The sequence below is a fragment of the Peribacillus sp. NPDC101481 genome, from assembly GCF_044767165.1.
In the GTDB taxonomy this organism is placed as follows: Bacteria; Bacillota; Bacilli; order Bacillales; family DSM-1321; genus Peribacillus.
The window spans coordinates 153,499-176,114 of record NZ_JBIWNJ010000004.1; the positions used below are offsets into that span (position 1 = coordinate 153,499).

24 protein-coding genes, 1 pseudogene and 1 riboswitch are annotated in these 22,616 nt (G+C 41.8%); of the genes and pseudogenes, 10 read left to right on the forward strand and 15 right to left on the reverse strand.

Annotated features, from left to right (window positions below; all coding sequences use genetic code 11):
* Window positions 1-20 precede the first annotated feature (20 nt).
* Complete coding sequence (locus tag ACIROD_RS22385; RefSeq protein ID WP_402944423.1) at window positions 21-860, reverse strand: YihY/virulence factor BrkB family protein; 840 nt, start codon at window positions 858-860, stop codon at window positions 21-23.
* A 16-nt stretch (window positions 861-876) separates the two neighbouring features.
* Window positions 877-1,269 (reverse strand): YtxH domain-containing protein, encoded by a 393-nt coding sequence (locus tag ACIROD_RS22390; protein WP_101224880.1) that lies wholly within the window; start codon window positions 1,267-1,269, stop codon window positions 877-879.
* Window positions 1,270-1,489: 220 nt separating this feature from the next.
* Between ACIROD_RS22390 and ACIROD_RS22395 the strand changes: the two genes are divergently transcribed.
* From ACIROD_RS22395 to ACIROD_RS22410, 4 genes are all read left to right on the forward strand, one after another.
* Entirely contained in the window at window positions 1,490-1,714 is a 225-nt protein-coding gene (locus tag ACIROD_RS22395; RefSeq protein WP_034305672.1) for a DUF1128 domain-containing protein, read from the forward strand.
* Window positions 1,715-1,811: 97 nt separating this feature from the next.
* Complete coding sequence (locus tag ACIROD_RS22400) at window positions 1,812-3,077, forward strand: molybdopterin molybdotransferase MoeA (RefSeq protein WP_402944426.1); 1,266 nt, start codon at window positions 1,812-1,814, stop codon at window positions 3,075-3,077.
* Window positions 3,065-3,580 carry a molybdopterin-guanine dinucleotide biosynthesis protein B gene (gene mobB / locus ACIROD_RS22405; RefSeq protein WP_157831123.1) on the forward strand — a complete coding sequence of 172 codons (516 nt, stop codon included), beginning with the start codon at window positions 3,065-3,067 and terminating at the stop codon, window positions 3,578-3,580. The genes ACIROD_RS22400 and mobB overlap by 13 nt, the downstream gene beginning before the upstream one ends.
* An 11-nt stretch (window positions 3,581-3,591) precedes the next feature.
* A complete protein-coding gene (locus ACIROD_RS22410) occupies window positions 3,592-3,834 on the forward strand; it encodes a DUF2164 domain-containing protein (RefSeq protein WP_063234700.1) in 243 nt (80 codons plus the stop codon).
* A gap of 40 nt (window positions 3,835-3,874) precedes the next feature.
* Here ACIROD_RS22410 and map read toward each other — a convergent pair whose 3' ends face one another.
* The 6 genes from map to ACIROD_RS22440 all read right to left on the reverse strand — a co-directional run bounded on the left by map (window position 3,875) and on the right by ACIROD_RS22440 (window position 8,762).
* On the reverse strand, window positions 3,875-4,621 hold the full coding sequence (gene map, locus ACIROD_RS22415; RefSeq protein WP_101224883.1) for a type I methionyl aminopeptidase: 747 nt from the start codon (window positions 4,619-4,621) through the stop codon (window positions 3,875-3,877).
* A 106-nt stretch (window positions 4,622-4,727) separates the two neighbouring features.
* A complete protein-coding gene (locus ACIROD_RS22420; protein WP_076370894.1) occupies window positions 4,728-5,243 on the reverse strand; it encodes a type 1 glutamine amidotransferase domain-containing protein in 516 nt (171 codons plus the stop codon).
* Between the two features lie 130 nt (window positions 5,244-5,373).
* Entirely contained in the window at window positions 5,374-5,649 is a 276-nt protein-coding gene (locus tag ACIROD_RS22425; protein ID WP_402944432.1) for a late competence development ComFB family protein, read from the reverse strand.
* A 45-nt stretch (window positions 5,650-5,694) separates the two neighbouring features.
* Window positions 5,695-6,450, reverse strand: coding sequence for a flagellar motor protein MotB (gene motB, locus ACIROD_RS22430; RefSeq protein WP_402944435.1), 756 nt, complete (start codon window positions 6,448-6,450; stop codon window positions 5,695-5,697).
* Window positions 6,443-7,234 carry a flagellar motor stator protein MotA gene (gene motA, locus ACIROD_RS22435; RefSeq protein WP_101224885.1) on the reverse strand — a complete coding sequence of 264 codons (792 nt, stop codon included), beginning with the start codon at window positions 7,232-7,234 and terminating at the stop codon, window positions 6,443-6,445. The genes motB and motA overlap by 8 nt, the downstream gene beginning before the upstream one ends.
* Window positions 7,235-7,664: 430 nt before the next feature.
* A complete protein-coding gene (locus ACIROD_RS22440) occupies window positions 7,665-8,762 on the reverse strand; it encodes an AbrB family transcriptional regulator (protein ID WP_402944438.1) in 1,098 nt (365 codons plus the stop codon).
* A gap of 294 nt (window positions 8,763-9,056) precedes the next feature.
* Between ACIROD_RS22440 and mreBH the strand changes: the two genes are divergently transcribed.
* The 5 genes from mreBH (at window position 9,057) to ACIROD_RS22465 (ending at window position 13,960) form a co-directional block, all read left to right on the forward strand.
* The gene (gene mreBH / locus ACIROD_RS22445; protein ID WP_101224887.1) at window positions 9,057-10,064 is read left to right on the forward strand and encodes a rod-share determining protein MreBH; all 1,008 of its coding nucleotides are present in this window, start codon (window positions 9,057-9,059) and stop codon (window positions 10,062-10,064) included.
* Window positions 10,065-10,303: 239 nt separating this feature from the next.
* Window positions 10,304-10,867, forward strand: a complete 564-nt coding sequence (locus tag ACIROD_RS22450; protein ID WP_101224891.1) for a tyrosine-type recombinase/integrase — start codon at window positions 10,304-10,306, stop codon at window positions 10,865-10,867.
* Window positions 10,868-10,919: 52 nt separating this feature from the next.
* A complete protein-coding gene (locus ACIROD_RS22455; RefSeq protein ID WP_101224892.1) occupies window positions 10,920-11,417 on the forward strand; it encodes a cation:proton antiporter regulatory subunit in 498 nt (165 codons plus the stop codon).
* A 6-nt stretch (window positions 11,418-11,423) separates the two neighbouring features.
* The gene (locus ACIROD_RS22460; protein WP_230177854.1) at window positions 11,424-12,650 is read left to right on the forward strand and encodes a cation:proton antiporter; all 1,227 of its coding nucleotides are present in this window, start codon (window positions 11,424-11,426) and stop codon (window positions 12,648-12,650) included.
* 443 nt (window positions 12,651-13,093) lie between these two features.
* Window positions 13,094-13,960 carry a YihY/virulence factor BrkB family protein gene (locus ACIROD_RS22465; RefSeq protein WP_402944445.1) on the forward strand — a complete coding sequence of 289 codons (867 nt, stop codon included), beginning with the start codon at window positions 13,094-13,096 and terminating at the stop codon, window positions 13,958-13,960.
* A 62-nt stretch (window positions 13,961-14,022) separates the two neighbouring features.
* On the opposite strand, the gene ACIROD_RS22470 is transcribed toward ACIROD_RS22465, so the two are convergent.
* The 4 genes and pseudogenes from ACIROD_RS22470 to ribE all read right to left on the reverse strand — a co-directional run bounded on the left by ACIROD_RS22470 (window position 14,023) and on the right by ribE (window position 17,427).
* On the reverse strand, window positions 14,023-15,189 hold the full coding sequence (locus tag ACIROD_RS22470) for a DHH family phosphoesterase (RefSeq protein WP_402944448.1): 1,167 nt from the start codon (window positions 15,187-15,189) through the stop codon (window positions 14,023-14,025).
* Between the two features lie 394 nt (window positions 15,190-15,583).
* Window positions 15,584-16,054 carry a 6,7-dimethyl-8-ribityllumazine synthase gene (ribH, locus tag ACIROD_RS22475; RefSeq protein ID WP_048685088.1) on the reverse strand — a complete coding sequence of 157 codons (471 nt, stop codon included), beginning with the start codon at window positions 16,052-16,054 and terminating at the stop codon, window positions 15,584-15,586.
* A 77-nt stretch (window positions 16,055-16,131) separates the two neighbouring features.
* A pseudogene (ribB, locus tag ACIROD_RS22480) lies at window positions 16,132-16,770 on the reverse strand (3,4-dihydroxy-2-butanone-4-phosphate synthase); the annotation flags it as partial.
* 18 nt (window positions 16,771-16,788) lie between these two features.
* Complete coding sequence (gene ribE, locus ACIROD_RS22485; RefSeq protein ID WP_101224897.1) at window positions 16,789-17,427, reverse strand: riboflavin synthase; 639 nt, start codon at window positions 17,425-17,427, stop codon at window positions 16,789-16,791.
* 146 nt (window positions 17,428-17,573) lie between these two features.
* Window positions 17,574-17,704, reverse strand: a riboswitch (FMN riboswitch).
* A 202-nt stretch (window positions 17,705-17,906) separates the two neighbouring features.
* Between ribE and ACIROD_RS22490 the strand changes: the two genes are divergently transcribed.
* Window positions 17,907-18,644: a TspO/MBR family protein gene (locus tag ACIROD_RS22490; protein ID WP_402944452.1), complete on the forward strand. Its 738-nt coding sequence runs from the start codon at window positions 17,907-17,909 to the stop codon at window positions 18,642-18,644.
* Here the strand turns inward: ACIROD_RS22490 and megL are convergent.
* The 3 genes from megL to ACIROD_RS22505 all read right to left on the reverse strand — a co-directional run bounded on the left by megL (window position 18,641) and on the right by ACIROD_RS22505 (window position 22,538).
* Complete coding sequence (gene megL, locus ACIROD_RS22495; RefSeq protein ID WP_402944455.1) at window positions 18,641-19,816, reverse strand: methionine gamma-lyase; 1,176 nt, start codon at window positions 19,814-19,816, stop codon at window positions 18,641-18,643. The two genes, ACIROD_RS22490 and megL, sit on opposite strands and share 4 nt — an antisense overlap.
* Before the next feature lie 212 nt (window positions 19,817-20,028).
* On the reverse strand, window positions 20,029-21,165 hold the full coding sequence (locus tag ACIROD_RS22500) for a DEAD/DEAH box helicase (RefSeq protein ID WP_402944458.1): 1,137 nt from the start codon (window positions 21,163-21,165) through the stop codon (window positions 20,029-20,031).
* Window positions 21,166-21,212: 47 nt separating this feature from the next.
* Window positions 21,213-22,538, reverse strand: a complete 1,326-nt coding sequence (locus ACIROD_RS22505; RefSeq protein ID WP_402944462.1) for an ATP-binding protein — start codon at window positions 22,536-22,538, stop codon at window positions 21,213-21,215.
* Between the last annotated feature and the right edge of the window lie 78 nt (window positions 22,539-22,616).

Below are 22,616 nucleotides of genomic sequence, written 5' to 3' on the forward strand. Positions count from 1 at the left end.
TTACGGGAACTCCAGGAAGCTCATGCACATTCTGGTTTTTGCCTTTCACTTATGAGCGCATTTATTTCCCCGCCCAGTATGATGATGAGCCCTGATAAATAAAACCAGACCATTAATACGATGATCCCTCCAAGGCTCCCATATGTTGCGGAATAATTAGCGAACTTCTCCACATAAAAAGAAAACAAAAAGGAAACAAGACTCCATCCTGCCGTTGCAAAGATAGCACCGGGCAGTACGGTTATGCATTTTTGCTTTATGTTGGGGGCAATCCAATAAAGGATCGTGAACACAATTAAAAATACAAGCGTACTTATTACCCAGCGAAGCTGGTTCCAAATCATAAGAAATTCATCGGATTGTCCAATTTCGGCAAATAGGAATACTCCGATCTGTTTTCCGAATACCGGCAGCAATAAAACGACAATAAAAACAAAAATCATCGCTAATGTGAGCAGAATCGACATTCCCCGGGAAATAAAGAAAGTTCGACTTTCTTTTACATCATATGCATGGTTAAATGCTTTAATGATTGCATTCATCCCATTCGATGCCGACCATATCGTTCCGATGACACCAAACGACAATAAAGTCCCATTCGCTTCCATTACTTCAGATAGGTTGGCCTCAATGATTTTCATCGAATCGTCAGGCGCATATGTACGGACGGTATTTAATATATCTTCTTGGGAAAATGGCAGATAGGCCAATAAGGTGAATAAAAAAATAAGTAACGGAAACAAGGAAAGTAAGAAGAAATAAGACAGCTGTGCGGCAAGCCCCGACACATCATCCATCTGTAACCGTTTTATGAAAGTCTTGAAGAATGAGCCTTTCAGCCATTCTTTTTTATTGGCCATACCTCCACCCCATTTTCTAATTTAAGGAAATCCGTTCATGGTGACTTGAAGATGACTCATCTTGCTCTGCAGCAAAAACTTCCTTCGTCTCCATCACCACTTGGGCAACTTGCGATGGAATATCTTTCATTTCCTCCACCTTTTGGGAAATGAAGGATACATCATCGGAAATTTTTTCAACAGTGGAACGGACCTTGGATGATGTTTCACGTACTTGTGTAAGCACCCCATTGGGATTCTTCACGAATTCCTTCATATTACTCATGCAGCTTTTACTGTTTTCCAATACAGAATTACGCGTATCCTTGTCAAAAAGGCTTATCGCCGCCCCTGCTAACGCACCAATAAAGACCGCTTGCATAAATTTACTTTTCTTGACACACTTATATTCTTCTCGAATGTTGCTCATATATTCTCCTCCTCGTCATATATTAGTTGATGGATAATGGTAGCTATCTCCATTATACAATGTTTAAAAAAGTTTTTTCCTATCTTTTCCCAAACTCCCTCAGTTTAAAACGTGGAGATGACCAAGTAATTGGGGATCAAGCTTCGTAATATTCATTGACTTCCAGCGGTAATCATGCAAAGATGAAAATAATTTAGGAACGTATGAAAGGATGAGGGAAATGGATTTAACGCAAAACACAGCCGAAAGTGTCGAGTTTATGATCGAAGCAATCAAGGATAAATTAAAAGTGATGAACTTCGGTGCAATAAAATCAACCCATTTTGATATCGAAATGTACGAAGAGCTGCACGATATTTATACAATGGTGATGAAAAAAACGAATTTCAGTGTCCGTGAAATGGAAGCAATCGCCGAAGAACTTGGAAGACTGCGTAATAAGTAACATTCAAATCCTCCCGTACCGGTGAGGATTTTTTTCATTTTTAAAATAATTCTGATACATTTGATATAGAAATTGAAAACTGACAGGAGTTGTAAGCATGGTAGAAAGAAGAACACCCATCAGTATTGCAGAAGCAGTGGAAAAAGTGATGAAGCATAAATTAATAGGACATGCGGAACTGATTCCCCTCAAGGAAAGCCAAGACCGTTTTTTGGCTCAAGATATTGTAGCTACAAATGATGTTCCGCATTTTAACCGCTCTCCATACGATGGATTCGCCCTCAGGTCCAAGGATACGGCAGAGGGTTCCATAAATAACCCTCTTGAGTTCGAAGTGGTTGAAGAACTGGCTGCGGGGATGGTACCGACTATCCCTGTACAAAAAAATCAAGTGGCGAGAATCATGACTGGAGCTCAGATGCCAGCTGAGTGTGATGCCGTAATCATGCTCGAGCTAACAAAGGAATTCGAAAAGGACGGAAAGAAGTACATATCATTTAAACGCTCACTTAAGGAAGGCGAAAACGTTTCTTTTCAAGGAGAGGATGCAAAGAAAGGCGATGTTCTTGTAAAAAAAGGAACAACGATCAATCCAGGGATCATCGGCTTGCTGGCAACATTCGGATATGCCGAAGTCCCAGTTGCCAAGAAACCTGTCGTCGGATTATTCGCTACAGGCTCGGAACTTCTTGATGTTAACGAACCGTTGCAGCCCGGGAAAATCCGTAATAGCAATTCACATGCCATCTCCGCCCAAATTCGGAGGGCCGGAGGAGAAGTCCGCTTTTATGGAAAGCTTAAGGACGAATTCGAATTAAGTTACGAGGCCATTTCAACTGCCTTGGAGGAAGTGGATTTGCTCATTACAACTGGAGGGGTTTCTGTCGGTGATTTTGACCTTCTCCCGGATATTTATCAAAAAATGGGTGCTGAAGTCTTATTCAACAAAGTGGCCATGCGCCCCGGCAGCGTGACGACTGTAGCGGTATATAATAACAAATTTTTATTCGGTTTATCCGGCAATCCTTCCGCCAGTTATGTTGGCTTTGAACTATTTGCAAGACCGATCATCCGCACCATGCTATTTTCGGAACATCCGCATTTACGAAAAGAGACGGCCCAATTGGCAGAAGACTTCTTAAAGCCCAATCCATTCTCACGTCTGCTTCGGACCCGATTATTTTACGAATCAGGCCAGTTGAAGGTAATTCCTAGCGGTGTGGATAAATCTAATATTACAACAAGCTTGGCAGGTGCCAATTCACTGACCGTCTTACCTGGGGGGACCCGTGGTTTCCAAACGGGAGATTTCGTGGACATCCTGCTCCTCGATGACCAGGAAGGATGCAAATGGCCTTGGTGAAGCCTTTTATTTTTCAGGTGGTTGGCTACCAAAATAGAGGAAAAACGACCTTCATAACGAATATTATCGAAAAGCTTCGCAAAGCCAAATTAGAGACAGCCGTTTTAAAACATCATGGACATGGCGGAAAACCGTATGTTAACGGTATGAAGGATTCCAATAAACACTTTCAGGCTGGGGCGGCAGCTTCACTTGTTGAAGGTGATGGAACAATCGAGCTGCTCGGGAATTTCAAGGGTGAAGCCCCTATAACTGAGCTGATTCAATTACTGTGTCTATTTCTCCCTGATGTGATTTTAATTGAGGGTTATAAGCAAGAGGACTTTCCTAAGGTCATTTTAATCAAAGAAGAAAGTGACCTCGTGTTATTGGAACGGCTTACTAATGTCAAAGCAGCAGTGGCTTGGCCAGAATGTCTGGAACGAACCAGGAATCATGCTTCAGTTCCCGTATTCCCTTTGGATTCAGATTCATTCATTACATGGTTTTTAGAACAAATATGAAGGAGGGCACAATGTTCATTCAATTTCCCATAGAAAAACGCCGCAAGATGATCGAAAGTATCCAAGAATATGTGTATCAGGAACATGGCAAGGAAATCGGAGAAATCGCTGCTGAAAATCACTTGCAGTTCATTTTCGAAAATATTGCTCCATTTATTTATAATGAAGGTATCAAAGATGCTAAAAAAGTCATTGAGGACAGATTAGGAAATATCGAAGAAGATTTGTATTCATTGGAACGGCCAATTGATTAAAATGAAAAACAGCATCATAATCGATGCTGTTTTTTCATTTTCATTGTTCGGTCAGAATAAGCGGACCGTTTTTCGTAATGGCAATCGTATGCTCATATTGAGCTGAGTATTTCCCATCTGCAGTGGATGCCGTCCATCCATTCGGATCACGGCTTGCTTTATATGTACCTACGTTTACCATTGGCTCGATGGTGAATACCATGCCTTCCTTAAGACGCGGACCTTTATTCGGCAGTCCATAATGCGGAACCTGCGGTTCTTCATGAATGACACTTCCTATCCCGTGCCCAATGAAATCACGAACGACAGAGAAGCCTTCCGCCTCGACATATGTTTGTATGGCATGACCAATATCTCCAATCCGATTGCCTTCCACACATACTTCAATCGCCTTATATAAAGATTCCTTCGTCACATGAACCAAATGCTCGGTTTCCTTTGAAACCTTACCGACCGTATACGTCCAGGCAGAATCGGCAAGGGCCCCGTTATAATTGACGACCATATCAATCGTTACGATATCTCCATTTTTCAAAGGGGTCTTACGAGGGAAACCATGACAGATTTCTTCATTTATGCTGGCACATGTCGCATACTCATACCCTTTGTAACCCTTTTGTTCCGGCTTCGCACCATGTTTTTTTAAGAATCCTTCAACAAATTCTTCTATTTCCCATGTTGTCACCCCAGGAACAATCAACTTAGCAATCTCCCTATGACAAGCTGCCAAAATTTTACCTGATTCATGCATCGCTTGAATTTCACGTGCAGATTTTAATACGATCAATTGTGACACTTCCTTTTTTATTCGTCTCTCCTTTTATTTTACTGCAAAGATGAAAGTATATGAATCCTTTAAAATGAAAAATCCCGGCAGCTGCCGGGATTTTTCATTATTTCAATAGATTGAGCGATTCCCGATTAAATGCCGGAAGATCTTCAGGTGTCCTGCTGGTTACAAGCTGGTTGCCGCAAACAACAACCTCCTTGTCCAAATATGTTGCACCTGCATATTCCATATCGACTTTAATTGATGTATATCCTGTTGCATGGCGTCCTTCAAGTGTTTTGGCTGTAATCAGCAACTGCGGTCCATGACAGATCGCAAATACAGGCTTCTTATCATCCATGAACGATTTGGCGAAAGATACGAAGCGTTCGTCAGCACGCAGCTGATCAGGCGAGAACCCACCGGGGATGAATAATGCATCGAAATTTTCCGGTTTCACTGAGTCGATGCTCTCATCAATCTCGACTTCTACCTCCCCTTGTTTCCCTTTAACAGTTTTCCCTTTTATCATTTCAATCGTCGTTACCGTATGGCCGGCTTCTTCAAATGCCTTTGCCGGTTCACTATACTCCGAGTCCTCAAACATATTCGTTACTACACATGCGATATTTTTACCCATAATAATTCATCTCCTCAATTTTTGATCGAATGAACATACTTTGCACTTTATTTATGTTCCCTCTGCCACCATAAATAAAACACATAATTAATGTTAGTGCTAAATTTCATTAGCCTATCCCCAAAGCAAATCAATGTTTAGGATACTGACCAACAACGTGTATCGCATTGATGATTCTTTTATTGATCCATTTCCTGTTTTCTTTTGTATTCAAATTTCCAAATATCCTTTTCCGCCCTTCTTCCGTGGTTACATAGTAATTAGGCAGGTTATTCAATGATAATGTGATGATGTCATTTTTACATTTACCGCATGAACAAAATGTTTGGTATTCCATACCTGACATTAAAACCTGCACCCAAGTCACAACGATTTCTTCCATCACATTTGTATATTCTCTTTCCATATAATCTCCTTAAAAAAGAAAAACCTGTCCATTCCTGACAGGTTTTCACTCATTTATCGCTGTCCGTGGAACAATTAGGATTTCAACTCTCCGGTTTTTCGACCTTCCTTTTTTCGTTTCATTGGAAGCAACCGGCTTGAATTCCCCATGTCCTTTAGCGCTGAACATTTCGGGATCCAACTCTTTATTTTCGAGGAGAAGTTTCATAAAATTCACGGATCGCATCACGCTCAGATCCCAGTTGGATTCATACTGGTAATTCTTTATAGGAATATTATCTGTATGTCCGCTTACGATAATGTTTCTGGGTAAATCCATGATTAGCAAATCCGAGATTTCCTTAGCGATTTTTCGGTTTTCACTTCTCACCTCAGCCACACCCGATTCGAACAGCACGTTTTCCCTAATTGAAATCAACATGCCTTCATCCGTTAGGTTCGTTCCCAATTTATTCGTTAAATCATTCTTTTGTATGTAGGCATTTACACGCTCCTGAACTTCCGTAAGTTCTTCTTGCTCGTTTTTCCCTAGCTTCTCAAGATCTTCCGCACCTGTTCTTTGCTCTGGTGACGTTGGCTCATTGCTGGGGGAATCACTTGGAAAATCCATAAAACCCGTTCCGCTTGTAAAAACCTGGTTAAATACATTGGACAACTGCTGGAACCTTACTGCATCAACCGAACTTGAAGCGAACAAGACGATAAAAAGCGCGAGAAGCAATGTTAAGATATCGGCGTAGGGAACCAGCCATGATTCATCGATATGCTCTTCATGCCTTTGTTTCTTTTTGCGCCTAGCCATCTTCTCTCACATCGCCTTCTAACCACTTTTTACGATCTCCAGCAGGCAAATATGATGTTAATTTCTGTTCAATCGTTCGCGGCGCTTCCCCTTCGATGATCGATAAAATACCTTCTATCATCATTTCTTTGATTCGAACTTCCTGCTGCGACTTCCGTTTTAGCTTATTGGCAAATGGATGCCATAAAACATACCCCGTGTAAATACCCATCAAGGTTGCGACGAACGCGGCAGATATGGCATGTCCCAAAGCCTCCGTGTCGGCCATATTACCCAATGCAGCTATCAGCCCGATTACCGCACCCAATACACCCAGCGTCGGTGCGTATGTACCGGCTTGACTGAAAATCGCTGCCGCGCTTAGATGACGTTCTTCCATCGCATCTATTTCCTCTGCTAAAATATCACGAATATAATCGGCACTTTGACCTTCGACTGCAAGATTCAAGCCATTTTTCAAAAAAGTATTATCCACCTGATCCGAAATGCTTTCCAATGCCAATAAGCCTTCTTTCCTGGCAATGACCGCCCATTCAGAAAAGGTTTTTATTAAATCTTCAGGCTTTGTCAATTTTTGTTCAAAGAATAAAATCTTGAATATTTTTGGTAGTCTTTTTAATTCCGACAAAGGGAAAGCCGTTACAACAGCAGCTATCGTCCCTACAATAATGATCAAAATAGCCGCCGGGTTTATCAGCGCCGTTACACTAACGCCTTTCAACACCATTCCGACCAAGATGGCCACGATACCCAGAACTACGCCCAAAACTGATGTTATATCCATAATACTCACCCATTCATTTAAAGTCTCGTCTCCTCCTTATATCGGATGAAGTTCAAAAAAAGTGAGGATTATTTTACTATTCGATTTCAATTTTCACTAAATCATCACAAAATCCACCAACTTTATTGCCTTGATGAGCTTAACCAACAGCACATTTCAATATTTTGGGTACAATATCCTTTCAGAGCGGAATTACCAGCCTGTTTTGTACGAAATTATCTCAATCCGTCTGGAATATGCGCATTTACTCGTGAGTTTCAGCATTTTACTCGTGATTTGGCGGTTCACTCGTGAGTTTCGCGCTTTTACTCGTGAGTTTCAGCATTTTACTCGTGAGTTTTCCGCTTTTACTCGTGAATTCCAGCATTTTACTCGTGAGTTTCGCACTTTTACTGGTGAATTCAGCTTAACGCCAAAAGGACAAAGCCTGTCAGCTTTGTCCCTGTTTTTGTTTCCCGTGGTTTCTTCCGGCCAGCCATTTTATGATGGGTGATAGAAAAAATAAAATGAATAAGATCCTGAATAAATGAAAGCTTGTGACAACGGATAAATCCACATGCACAGACATGGCTGTGACTGCCATTTCGGCGACGCCGCCTGGCGCCATGCTCAAAAATAATTCGTTCGCCTGTAAAGATAGGATTGGGGCAAACTGAATGGAAAGATAATAGCAAAATCCAATCAATAGGACATTACTGACGAATACGGCCCCGAACATCTTTCTGAAAAGTCGGGGGTTATCAACCTTCAGTGTGTAGCCTAAATGTGCGCCGATCAACAATTGCGATAAGTTCAACCAAAAGTCAGGAATCTGCGGTGCACCTGGGCCTGCTAAATTGAATAGTGCTGCGGCCATGAGAGGTCCTAGCAAAAAAGGGAGCGGAAAATTGGCTTTCTTTGTGATGAAGATGAATATCAGCAATGTTACCAACATCATGATGGCTAATTTCCCATCATATTCAAATAAGAAAAACGGCCGCTCCGATACGGCCATTACCGCACCTGATTCAACTGACATTACATGGGTCACAATCCAAGGAACAATGGATATCACAAGGATGACCCGCAGTGTTTGCATGAAACCTACAACCGTTTCATCACTATCCTTCATTTCCTCACTTAAGACCACCATCTGGGAAAGGCCTCCCGGAAAACTGCCAAGCATCGATGTGCTCAAGGATAAGTTCATTCGCTTTCCGACAAACCATCCAGTCAACACTGTAAATGAAATGATTGCAATTGTCGTAAAAAGCATAACAGGCAGATATTCAATCATCTCATTTAGCGATTGTTTCGTGAATGAACTGCCCAGTTGTAAACCTAGAATGACCAATCCAGTACTTCTAAAGGTTTTAGACCAATACAAGTACTTCCTTAACTTCACTTTAGTAATCATCACGACGAATAATGGTCCAAGCATCCATGGCAGGTATATTCCAAGGCTATCAAACGCATAACCACCCAGGAAAGCTAGAAAAGCTGTAAAGATGACTCTAAAACTCTTACTCTCGATTAAATTTACACTCACAAAATTACCTTCTTTATATAAGCGGATTTTCATCTTAATCTTAACATAAAATAGGCGGATTCAAAGCTGCATCCACGCTTGTTTTCAACATTCCATTGTCAGGATGCCAATTGGACATTTGCCGTTCTTGGGGCGCCTCCCTCACCAGTGCATTTTTATATTTCATCATGTTTTCGCTCTATGAAAGGAACAGCACGTGACTTCCACTATTTACTAGATTTCCCACCCCCACAAATTCGCTATAAAAGGTAGAATGAGTATATAGGGGTCAAACTCTTATGGAGGGGTGACTAGATGTTATCAAATACAGAAATAGGCATTGACTTAGGAACTGCAAATACGCTAGTTTACAGTAAAAATAAAGGAATCGTATTTAATGAGCCATCTGTGGTGGCCATTGATATAGAGACTAATAAAGTATTGGCAGTCGGTGTGGATGCAAAAAACATGATCGGGAAAACACCTGGAAATATTGTGGCAATCCGTCCGCTTAAGGATGGTGTCATTGCGGACTTTGATGTGACCGCGCAAATGCTTCGGGAAATCATGAAAAAAGCAAGTAAGGCCCTAGGATTATCGATACGCAAACCTAGTGTAGTGGTTTGCACACCATCAGGTTCCACATCAGTTGAGAGAAGGGCCATTCAGGATGCAGTCAAAAGCTGCGGAGCGAAACAGGTCCACCTTATCGAGGAACCAGTAGCAGCAGCAATAGGTGCGGGCTTGCCTGTCGAAGAGCCAGTTGCCAATGTCATCGTTGATATCGGCGGCGGAACGACTGAGGTCGCAATCATTTCTTATGGCGGCGTCGTTTCTTGCAATTCAATCAGAATTGGCGGAGATCAATTGGATGAAGATATCAGCCAGTATGTCAGAAAAAAACATAATGTGCTGATTGGGGAAAGAACAGCCGAGGAAATAAAAAAAGAAATCGGCTACGCACTCGTTGAACATTCCGTGATCACCATGGAAGTCAGGGGCCGCGATCTTGTAACGGGTCTTCCAAAGCCGATTACAATATCATCCACTGACGTCCAGGAAGCCATCCAGGAATCGCTTCTCCATATACTGGAAGCAATCAGGGCCACTTTGGAAGATTGTCCTCCTGAATTGAGCGGGGATATCGTCGATCAAGGTGTCATCTTATCCGGCGGGGGTGCACTTCTCAACGGGGTACAAGAATGGCTGACGAATGAAATCGTCGTCCCAGTCCAACTTGCAGATAACCCGCTTGAATCCGTTGCCATCGGAACCGGGCTTTCACTTGAGGTCATTCACAAATTACAAAAAGCCGTATACTAAAAAATTGAGGAAACCCCGACTTGGGGTTTCTTTTTTTTCCTTTCAGGCCTCCCCCATTTGCAGACAGCAACTTCCACGTTAAATAACTTCCCTGAAATATTTTACCTCGTTTGCGTAGAGAATAAGGAAAAGGTTTTTTTACTGTTTGGATAGGAATAACCTGCAGAACTAAATGCATGCAATGTTACATAACTTGTGTTATAATCTAATTATGTTACATTAGCAAGAGGAGAAGATCTATGGAATATGTAGAAGCCTTTAAGGATATCAATCAAATCAGCAAAATAAAAACATACTTACGCTCTCACTCCAGTCGGGATTATTTATTGTTTGTACTCGGCATCAATACAGGTATGAAGATAAATGAAATGCTCGAAATCACCGTCGCCAGCGTTCTGGATGAAACGGGCAAAATAAAGGAGTTCTATGAGCAGCGTACGGAAAATGACGAAGTAAACCAAATTTATTTGAACCTGAAAGTCCGTACCGCCTTACAAGAATACCTTAAAGGCTCAAAGGTTATCGAAGGTCAATTTTTATTTCTTTCCCCTAAGACAAAAAAGCCGATCACACGTCAACAGGCTCACCGAATCATCCATGATGCTGTGGAAGGTGCAGGGCTGACAGGCAAGTTCGGAGCAAGTTCGATGCGTAAAACTTTTGGCTACCATGCCTATAAACAAGGAGTGTCACTGGCATTGATACAGAAGCATTACCATCATTCCAGTCCATCGGAGACATTAAAATACATCGGCATATCGAAGGAGAAGAAATTCAAGACGAATATTGACGTTAACTTATAAACATTCTGCTATCTTCTATTAACTCTAACCAACATTTTAAGGAGGAATTCCAGTGAGAATTAGAGAAAGTGAACTTCCTGGTATTGGCCAAAAATTTGAAATCATAACGAGAAATGATGAAAAGTTAGTAATCGTCATTCATGATGACGGCCGTCGGGAATTATACCATTTTGATAATGAACATGAGGACGTCATATCGAGCATCACCCTTAACGATCAGGAATCACGGCAAATGGCTTCCATCATAGGCGGCATGGTTTATAAACCGCAAGCACTTGAAACGATTGAAATGTCATTGGGTGACTTGGTGATTGAATGGTTCAAAGTCGAACCAGGTTCAAAGGCCATCAATCAAACGATCGGTGCGATTGATATCAGGAGCAATTATAACGTGACCGTCATCGCCCATTCTAAAAAAGGAAAAAAACAACTGAATAATCCTGGTCCTGACTCCATCATCGAAACAGGCGACACCCTTGTGATATCCGGTGAAAGAAAAGATATCCGAAACCTCACAAGAGAATTATTGACCGACGAAAGGAGTGACTAAGCTCATATGGACCATTTAGTCTTTGAAGTGGGAACTGCCCTACTTCTAGTGGCATTAGCCGCTCTCGTAGCAGGTAAATTCAAAATATCGAATGTTCCACTATTAATTATCATCGGGATGCTCGTTGGCCCCCATGCCCCGCACTTCGGATTAATTGACCTGCGTTTCATCGAAAGCGATGAAATCATAGCATTCCTCGGTCGGGTCGGTATATTATTCCTTCTGTTTTACCTAGGGCTTGAATTTTCCGTCAAAAAGCTCATGAAATCCGGAAAAAATATCGTGACAGGCGGAACCTATTACATTTTAATCAACGTGGGAATGGCCTTGCTTTACGGTTTCCTGCTCGGTCTTCCATTGAAAGAGGTTCTGATATTAACCGGTATCATCAGTTTTTCTTCAAGTGCCATTGTGGCAAAGGTGCTTGTGGACCTTAAAAGGACCGGTAACAATGAAACGGAGCTAATCCTTGGCATCATCATGTTTGAAGATATCTTCCTCGCTGTTTATTTATCAGTCGTATCCGGATTGGTATTAAGCTCTTCTGGTTCCGTTTGGGGAACATTACTTTCTACATTTATCGCGATTGGGTATATGCTGATATTTTTCGTTATCGCCCGGAAAGCATCTGGGGTCCTTAACAAATTATTCAATATATCATCCGATGAGATTTTTATCATCGTCGTGTTCGCATTACTATTCTTCATTGCCGGTTTCTCGGAAACGATTCATGTTGCGGAAGCCATTGGTGCATTACTGCTCGGCCTAGTCTTTTCTGAAACGGAACATAGCGACAGAATCGAGAAACTTGTCATTCCCTTTCGAGACTTCTTCGGGGCCATATTTTTCTTCAGCTTTGGCTTGAGTATCGATCCGACTACCCTTGGCGGAGCTGTCTGGATGGTTCTTGGTGCCGTCATCATCACCATAATCGGTAACTTTGCAGCTGGTATGATTGCCGGACGCAAATCCGGTTTATCTCACAGAGCTTCCGCAAACATCGGTTTAACGATCGTTTCACGCGGCGAATTCTCCATCATTTTAGCCAACTTAGGCATTGCCGGCGGTTTAATGCCTATACTAACCCCGTTTGCGGCACTTTATGTTTTAACCTTAGCGATTCTTGGGCCGATCCTTACCAAAGAATCCAAACACATCTATAATATCCTAAATAAAGTATTCAAATGGACCTCTCCGAAGGTTCAGAAGGAACAGGGAAAAGAAGTGCAATAGAGCAAAACGGCCAGACCGCAATGTCTGGCCGTTTTTCTGTTTACCTTAATAAATCACTTAATTAGCTATTATACTTGTTTTAAAGAGGGCATAAAATCATACCTAGCAGTAGTGTTGGCATTATTGATAGGCTTGAAGTATCGAAAGCTTATCAGTTAGTCGCTTGCTTTACGAATCTTCAATCCTGATTTTCCCGTGCATGATACTCGCCATTCCCCGACTTCTGCAATTTTTTTAAAAAAAGCATTGAAAAAAGAACTGGCTAAGGTTGGTCATCCTTGGCAGCCCTTTTCTTCACATCTCCATCATTCCGGCATATTTGTCACAAGCTTTTACAAGTGCTCGGATTAGGGCTTTCAATTTCTTTTCTTTTGAGGATTAACTTATATGAGCAGAGGGAAAAGAAGCAATAACCTAAGTAACTATTCAGGAGTGATGCCCAGATGAATAAGTCGATAAAATTTTCAAAGAAACTGATTAAAGAAATAAAGGAAGATCGTGTGACCGGACTGGCAGCAGAACAAGCTTATTACTATCTACTGGCACTATTCCCTTTGCTCATTTTACTGCTGTCCTTATTACCTTATCTGAACATCGATATTCAGACTGCCCTTGACACGATAAAAACCTTCATGCCTGCGGAAACGATGGAAGTCATCGAGAAAAATATCATTAACATATTATCTGAACGGAACGGAGGCTTACTGACTTTTGGTTTCCTTGGCACCATATGGTCCGCTTCCAATGGAATGAATGCGTTCATCCATTCCATGAATATCGCCTATGATGTTGAAGAAACAAGGAATTTCATTAAAGCCCGCTTCATTTCCATTGCATTGACATTAGGACTGGTTGTGGCATTCATCGTCATGTTGGGTCTCCCCGTTTTCGGAAAAGTGATCATCGATTTATTACAGCAAGTCATTCCGATCCCTGAAGAAACGCAAATAATATTCAGCTTTTTACGGTGGGTTATCGCGGTTGTGGTCATATCACTTGTCCTGACCTTTTTATATCGCTTTGCACCGAATAAAAGTTTTCCCATTAAACATGTCATCCCTGGGGCAGTTACCGCAACTGTACTTTGGCTAGGAATATCACTTGGATTTTCATTCTATGTCAGTAATTTTGCCAACTATTCTTCCACTTACGGCAGTTTAGGAGGCGTCATCATCTTGATGCTATGGCTGTATTTGAGTGGTCTGATTTTTGTGATCGGCGGAGAAATCAATGCAATTCTTCATCGCCAAAATTCCATTCCAAAAAAATCCTCCCGCACGATCGTCCATCCTGTCCCGCTTAAAAGATAAAATCATGAATTACGACAAAAGATAGAAAAGCGGCTGTCCCATTCGGACAGCCGCTTTCGTATTCATCCTTTATTGACAAACTCTTCATATCTTTCATCATAGGCCAGCCATGCAGCGTATTTCCGCTTCATGTATTTTTCCGCTTCCACAAATGTATCGAATGTTTTTTTCTGTTGTTTTCCGTTGATTTCAACAATCCATTGCTCTTCTTCATCTTCATAGATGAATATGTCATGTTTGTCTCTCGTTGAATATAGGCAGCCCTCTGGGGATTCCTTTACATTCAGTTGATTCTTATGTGCGTCTCGTTTAAGGGGCTCGGCAAAGAAGGTCTTTTCGACATATTGGCTATACGCCTTTTCGGACATGGTACAACCTGCCGCTTTTTGGTGGCCGCCTCCATCGTACTTGCCAGCAACTTCAGAAACATCAATATCGTCGTGAATTGTCCGGAAGCTGATTCTTTTACTTCCAACCATCAGGATCGCTATATAATCAAGATGCGAGAACTCTTTCGACAGTTCATTACCCAATTCTGAGTGATATGACTCTGCATGGACCACACCAGCTGTATGGGGACCGACCGTAGCCTGATAGACTTCTCTTTTTTTCCTGTTTATGTACCGATCTACCCGACTCTCTTCAACATTCAGAAGGGTTTGCTCCACTTCGTCAAAAGTAAAACTTTCAGCCGTAGACAGCTTATTTGCAATTTTCATTTCGAATTCCTCTATCGGAATCATGAAAAACAGGTCATTCAATCGTTTTGCCGTTGTATTTTTATTGACTTCCCATTCCCAAGTATCGTATTGTCGGACCAATTCAACGAATTCAGCGACAATGCTTGAAGGTTCCAGGTATTTATTTTCAACTGCATACTGATAGAATAATGATGTCGCTGCCGTCTGTTTACCATCTTCCTGTTCGACAGTTACAGATGCCCAATCATGTTCGTTCAAATGCAATGCTGACTTATGATGATCGATCAGCAGCGCTTTGCCTCCATCTTCCACAAACTGAGTAATCATTTTTTCGTTATCTTCATCAACCGATAGATCAGTAACGATCAATGTATCTTCAAGCTTGGCCTGCTCAAGAAATGCTCCTACGTTCTGATTAAGGCGACCAATTGAATTATAACTTACCACTACTTCTTCTCCGAAGGCCAGCTTAGCTATAATGCCGCAGCCGACTCCATCTAAATCATTATGTGTAAAGAGATGGTACACACAAACCCCTCCTAGTAACTAATAAATTTACTTTTCCCTAAAGACATGAATTTCAATTGCAATCTTTACAATTGTAGCATAATCATATCCGCATATTTTATCATGCTTCCATTACGTGATGCTTTTGTTCGTTTTTTTTTTCGAAAAATCCCCTGATGATTCTTTATTTTCCATAATTTATAACGTCCATTACTTTGAAATCGAGATTTTTCCATTGAAGAGGTTGCTGTGAGTGGTGAAGATCAGCATTCACTAATCGATCAAATGGCTAGGAATTTTACGAACTTTGAAGAATTGCTTAATGGTTTAAAAAGCCAGACCCAATCCGACAAATGATCCGGTACATCAAAAAAAGCCGCAGGGACGTTATTCCCTGCGGCTTCCTTATACCAAATCACTGTTCAATCAATTTTCCAAGGTTGGCCATTTCAATTGCACTAACGGCCGCTTCATAGCCTTTGTTACCTGATTTTGTTCCTGCACGTTCAATCGCTTGTTCAATATTTTCAGTTGTCAGCAAACCGAAGATAACCGGTACACCCGTTTCCAAGGAAACGGAAGCCATGCCTTTAGCCGCTTCATTACAGACATAATCATAATGTGAAGTGGCACCCCTGATTACCGTTCCAAGACCGATTACCGCATCATATTTACCTGTATTCACAAGTTTTTTTGCAATTAACGGTAGTTCAAAAGCACCCGGGACCCAAGCGATGTCAACATCATTCTCATCAACGCCATGACGCTTAAGGCCATCCAATGCCCCTCCTAAAAGCTTGCTTGTGATAAACTCATTAAATCTTCCTACCACGATACCGACTTTCAATCCTGATCCGATTAATTGTGCTTCAATAGTTTTCCCCATGTCCAATTCCTCCTAATTTTAAAAAACAATATAATTTTTTGTTCTGTAAGATGTAATTACTTAAATCCTCAAGCTTTCGGGATGTTCAGTTCAAGCTCCTGGTTCCCGATAGTATCATTTTGTTGAAGATACCTAATCAAATCGGCTATCGTAATGAACTTCAGGTTGAATTTATCAGCGATGACTTCTAAATCGGATACCCGGGCCATCGATCCATCTTCATTCATGATTTCACAAATGACACCAGCTGGAGCGGCACCGCATAACTTCGCCAAGTCCACCGATGCCTCTGTATGTCCCGCCCTCCTTAATACGCCGCCTTCTTTTGCGACTATCGGAAAAGTGTGACCAGGCCTTTGGAAATCTTCAGCGACCGAATCTTCATTAAGAAGCTCAAGGATGGTCAAGGACCTTTCAAAAGCACTGATTCCTGTAGAGGTGCTTTTATGATCGACACTTACCGTAAAAGCAGTGCCATGATGATCGGTATTTTCTCCAACCATAGGATGCAGTTTCAATTTCGCTGCCAGTTCTTCAGTGATGGTTGTACAAATCAAACCACGTCCATGAGTCGCCATGAAATTAATCGCTTCAGGTGTCGCCTTTTCGGCCAGCACTACAAAATCCCCTTCATTTTCACGGTCTTCATCATCGGATACGATTACTACCTTGCCTGCCTTCAAATCTTCTAATGCTTCTTCTATTGTATGGAACATCATTACACCGCCCTTTTATTAGAATCCATGCTCTGCCAAAAACTCTAAATTAAGTCCTGGTTTTGGATTGCCATTTTTCATTTGATGTATTATATATTTCCCTATCATGTCGTTTTCGATGTTAACGATATCGCCAGCCGCTTTTTGTCCCAATATGGTATCCTGATGAGTCAATGGAATCAGTGATACAGTCAATAGGTTCCTTTCGATCCCAAATATCGTCAAGCTCGTTCCATCAATGGCCACGGATCCTTTTGGAATGCAAAAGGCACTGAGCCCCTCTTCCAATTGGATTACATAATAAACGGCATTTTCTTTCCGTTCTTTTTTGATGATCGTTCCGGTTCCGTCGATATGACCTGAAACAAAATGACCGCCAAACCTTCCCTGTGCACTCATGGCTCGTTCAAGATTCACAGGTGATCCCAATTTCAATGTCCGTATCGAGGAAGCTTTGACCGTTTCCGGCATCACGTCGACCGTAAACAAACTTTTCGTGAAGGACGTTACCGTTAAGCAGACCCCGTTTACTGAAATACTATCCCCCAGATGAACATCTTCAAGGATTTTTTCAGAACGAATCGATAACTCCATACTGCTTTTTCCTTTGTTCATGGAATGAACGGTACCGATATCCTCAATGATTCCCGTAAACATGTTTTTCCCCCTTTTATAAAATATAAAAAACCCCTTAGGATGACCTAAGGAGTTAGCAGGAGAAATGAGTGAAAAAAATTGTATACCTAAAAAGCCCAACATTTTCATTTTTGAAAAATTAGGCGTACGTATACACTTGGGTTCCACACGTCCTTCTCCCATCCAGACTTTACTGTCGGCTTTGGAATCTCACCAAATCCTGCCTTTAACAGGCTCGCGGGCTTAGAATTTCTTCATCACCGCCGGTTGGGATTTTCACCCGACCCCGAAGGACTAAAATAATATGAATCTTTGAATATTTTATCACCATAAAGTGAAGATGTAAAATTTCTAACCTTAAATGGTTCAATTGTTACAGAAACTTCCTCTCTTTATGGAAAAACGACCTCCAAAGTCCCCGATGTGCTCCAAAGAGGTTAATCAGGCTAAATATGTGGAATAGGGTTAGAGGATCACAATTCATATAAGGAGGAAGCCTTATGCTTATTTCCATCATCAACTTGATTTTCTATCTGTTCGTCGTCACGATAAATTTTTTAGCTAATTACCTGCCATTGAACGGCCAGACATCAGGAGAGATTTCCGATAAACTTGATGTCCTTTTCACTCCTGCAGGATATGTATTTTCCATATGGGGCTTGATCTATTTCCTGCTCGCCATCTGGGTATTCAGGCAGTTTTTAAGCAAACACCAAAACAGCCCTGCCTATAAGGCATCCTTCCCTTGGTTCGCTTTAAGCTGTGTCTTGAATGGCGCTTGGCTTTTGGCTTGGCACTATGAGCACTTTTTGTTATCCGTATTCATTATCATTGCTCTTTTGGCTACTTTAATGGTCATTTATACTAACATAAAAAAAGTGAAGCATGCGTCTTTCGACCTATTTCCGTTTTCCGTTTATACAGGCTGGGTAAGTGTTGCAACGATCGCTGACATTTCTTATTACCTCACGTATATCAAATGGGGAAGTTTTGGGGTTTCCAGTTCAACATGGACGATCGTCCTGCTGATTGCAGCAACAATCCTGGCTTTTGTCTTTGCAGGTAAAAACCGGGATTGGTGCTATCCTCTCGTATTCGTTTGGGCGTTCATAGGCATCGGGATACGAAATAGCTCCGCCTATCCGGTAATTACGGACATTTCTTATATCCTGGCTGTCATCACTTTTATCGTATCCATCACCATCTTCATTAAAAGCAGAAGGAATATGGTAGCCTAAAATGCTTGCTGAAGATCTTGCCAGACATCCTGCCAAGCTTCTAGGCCAACTGAGAGACGGACCAGCTGGTCACTGATGCCCATTTGTTTCCGTGAGTCTTCAGGAACTGCAGAGTGCGTCATGGTAGCGGGATGCTGGATCAATGTTTCGGCATCCCCAAGACTTACGGCAATTTTGATTAGTTTCAATTTATTGAGGAATTCCTGTGCATCCTGTTTTGTGCCATGCAATTCGAAAGAGATAAGGCCGCCGCCATGTTTCATCTGTTTTTGCATTATATAATGATCCGGTGAAGCTTCATCACCTGGATAATATACCTTTTTCACTTTTGGATGTTTCTTAAGTTCATGAAAGATTTCCATTGCATTGGACGAATGACGGTCCATCCTGACAGGCAAGGTCTTTAACCCCCGCAATAGTAACCAGGCATCGAAAGGTGAAATGATTCCACCGATATCCTTCTGTGTAGTCCCTGCTACCTGATTCATGAATTCCTTCTTACCTACGACAAGTCCTGCAACGACATCCCCATGCCCGCAAAGATATTTCGTAGCGCTATGAAGGACGATATCACAGCCATACTCAAGCGGTCTCTGTAGATATGGCGTCGAAAACGTATTATCCACTACGACCGTCACATTATGTTCCTTCGCAACTTTCACCACCATCGGTAAATCAATCATTTTCATCGTCGGATTGATCGGGGTTTCTACATAGATGCAGGTCGTTTCCGGCCGAATCATTTTCCTTACCTGTTCTTCTGTATCCATCTCACAAAAATCATGAGTGATGCGGTATTTATTTTTCATAAGCTGCAGAAGGCCAAATGTACAACCATATAACCCCTGTGAGCATAGGATGTGGTCATCTGTTTTCGTTAACGCAAAAAGCACAGCTGAAACGGCGGCCATGCCTGAACCGAAAGCAAGGCCAGCTTCCCCGCCTTCCAAAGCGGCAATCTTTTCTTCAAGCACATGTACCGTTGGATTTCCAAGTCGTGAATATATATATCCATCTTCCATACCGGCGAAACGCCTCTCCCCTTGCTCGGCATTTTCGAAAGTGAATGTTGAGGTTTGAAATAAGGGTGTTGCCAAGCTTCCTAAATGCTTCTTCGAGTCATATCCTTCATGGATGACTGCCGTTTCAAACTTTTTATACTTTCCTGTCATACCGTCTCCTCCTAACCTATGTCTATTGCTATCATATGTCAAAAACCTATATAAAGGAAGCGTTTTCATTCATGGTCATCACCTATAAATGAACCCCTGAATTTAGTAAAGATGATATGATTTCCGTAGGGCAATAGATGAACAAGTTCAGATGGATTTACCCGGGCATTCGTAAAAAAGGGACAGCCGCCATGGCCGCCCCTTTTTCCGAATCATTCATCGACTACGATGTTTCCACCATAGAAGGTTACTCTCGTTAATGGCAGCTCTAGTTCACGAGCCATTTTTTTCAACTCTCGCTCTTCTCTTTCCGTTACGATTGAAATGACAGTGCCATCTGCACCTGCACGCCCAGTTCTACCCGATCTATGGATATATTGTTCGATGTTGTCAGCCATATCAATATGAACGACCGCAGTAAGGCCTTTTATATCTAGCCCCCTTGCCGCTACATCCGTTGCTATCAGCATCGGGGATTTTCCTGAACGAAGCTTGCGCAGCGCTTTCTCCCTGTCGACTTTATTGGATTCGCCGTGAAGCACGCCCATTTCAATACCTTTATAGCTCAGCTTTTCATGTAAGACGCTCAGCTCTGCTATATCATTCAGGAAGGCAAGGGCCTTCACATCTTTAAGTCTTGTGATTTTCTCTAGAATCTTGGACTTTTCCCGTCTCTCAACAACAAAGTAAAGATGGTCCACCTTTGATTCCATTTTTTCATGCTTATCAACCTTGATCATTTCGGGTTCATTCATGAATCCCCTGGCCGCTTTTTCCGTTTCCTCCGGCAGGGTCGCTGAAAACACCATGATTTGCCGGTCTTTTAGCGTTGTTTTGATAATATTATTTATCGTTCCCATATGCTCCGGAGTGATCAATTGGTCACCTTCATCAAGTACTATCGTCTTAACTTCGTGCATTTTCAATTTCTTTTGGGCAATCAATTCGTAAATCCGTCCCGGTGTTCCAGCAATCACCTGTGGACGCTTCTTCAGTTTGTCCAATTGCCTTTTCACATTTGCACCGCCGATGAATGCTGCGCCCGTAATGCCGCTTCCCTCTGACCAAATGCGAATTTCTTCATTGATTTGCATGACCAGTTCTCGTGATGATGCCAAAATCAAAGCTTGGTGCGATTTTTTTTCAGGATCTATCTTTTCCAGCAATGGCAGTAAATATGCTAATGTTTTCCCTGTACCTGTCGGTGATTCGGCCATGATATCTTTTCCCTCGACAATCACGGGAATTGCTTTCGTTTGAATCGGGGTAAGTTGTCCGAATCCGGACTTTTTCCAGACCTCTTGTATATATGGTTTTCTATCGTTTATTAATGCGGGTAATTCGCTCATATCGTTCTCCTTTAATATAAAACTTTTCCTATCTTTCATAGTACCATTTATTCTTGTCCAGTAGCCAACGGAATGCGAATTGTAACCGTCGTCCCTTTGTTTATCTCACTTTCAAAATCCATTTCCCCCTGAAGGCGATGAACGATCTTCCGGCAAATTGCAAGCCCGATCCCTGTGCCCTTTTCCTTCGTTGAGTAAAAAGGCTCACCAATCCGTTCAAGACGCTCGGGCCCCATTCCCATGCCATTATCACTCACGCTGACTACAGCTTGTCCATCGATGATTTGCAGTGAAATTTCAATTTCGCCATTATCCTTTATCGCTTCAATGCTGTTCTTTATGATATTGATTACCAACTGTTTAAGTTCAATTGAATCAGCCATAATATAAATCGGTTCGGCAGTTTTAACCCTGAATCCCATTTCGATATTATTCAAATTCGTTTCTGCCTTCATCAATGTGAAAACCTGCTGTAAACAGTCGGCAAGATCGATCCTGCGAAATGCGACATCCTGTTTCTTCCCGAGAACCAAAAGTTCGCTTGAGATAATATTGATTCGGTCAATTTCCTTCAACATGATATCGGAATGCTGCGGGTTTACTTCCTGGGTCATATCCATTAACTGTACGAATCCTTTTAACGATGTAAGTGGGTTCCTTATCTCATGTGCGACGGCGGCAGCCAGATGTCCGATAACAGATAGCTTTTCAGACATGATCATCAATTCCTCTTCGCGCCGCAATTCAGTAATATCCCTAACGATTGCATATACCCCTAGCATTTCCGCGTGAACGATGATCGGTAAAAAGGTCACACGGATTATCCGTTTTTCATCACTGCTATTCTGGATGGTCGTTTCGAATTTAACAGCCTCTCCTTGAAGGGACTGTAAAAAGAATTCAGATACTTTTTCACTTTCATTCCAGTTGAGGAGATGATTCGCATTCCTGCCTTTCAAATTGTCACTATTATGCCCCAACAGTTTCTCAGCTTCCGGGTTTAGCGAAACTACATTTCCTTCGAGATTCAGCTCAAGGACACAATCCGGGTTATGCTTGAACAGCGACCGATACTGTTCATCCTTCAGAATGAATTCCTGTTGGGACCTCAACATTTTCCCCGTCCAATACCTGATTATGAAGTATAGGAAAAGCCCGGTTATGAAAATGAACATCCAGCCTTTGGAATGTTGAAACATTGCATATATCTGAACATCTGCCCTTGCCTGTGTCATAGAGATGTAATCCGTAACGACAATCCATAAGACCCCAATGGTTATATATATAAAAGCCACTTTACATGCAATTTTATGAGATTGGTTCATATTTTTTCCTTTGTATTGTTTTTGGTTTATTATTCCCAAATCACTCAAAAAAAGCCCTCATGTTTTCAACATAAGGACTCTATCGATATTGTACCATATATATTGCAATCATTGTTTTATATAGCT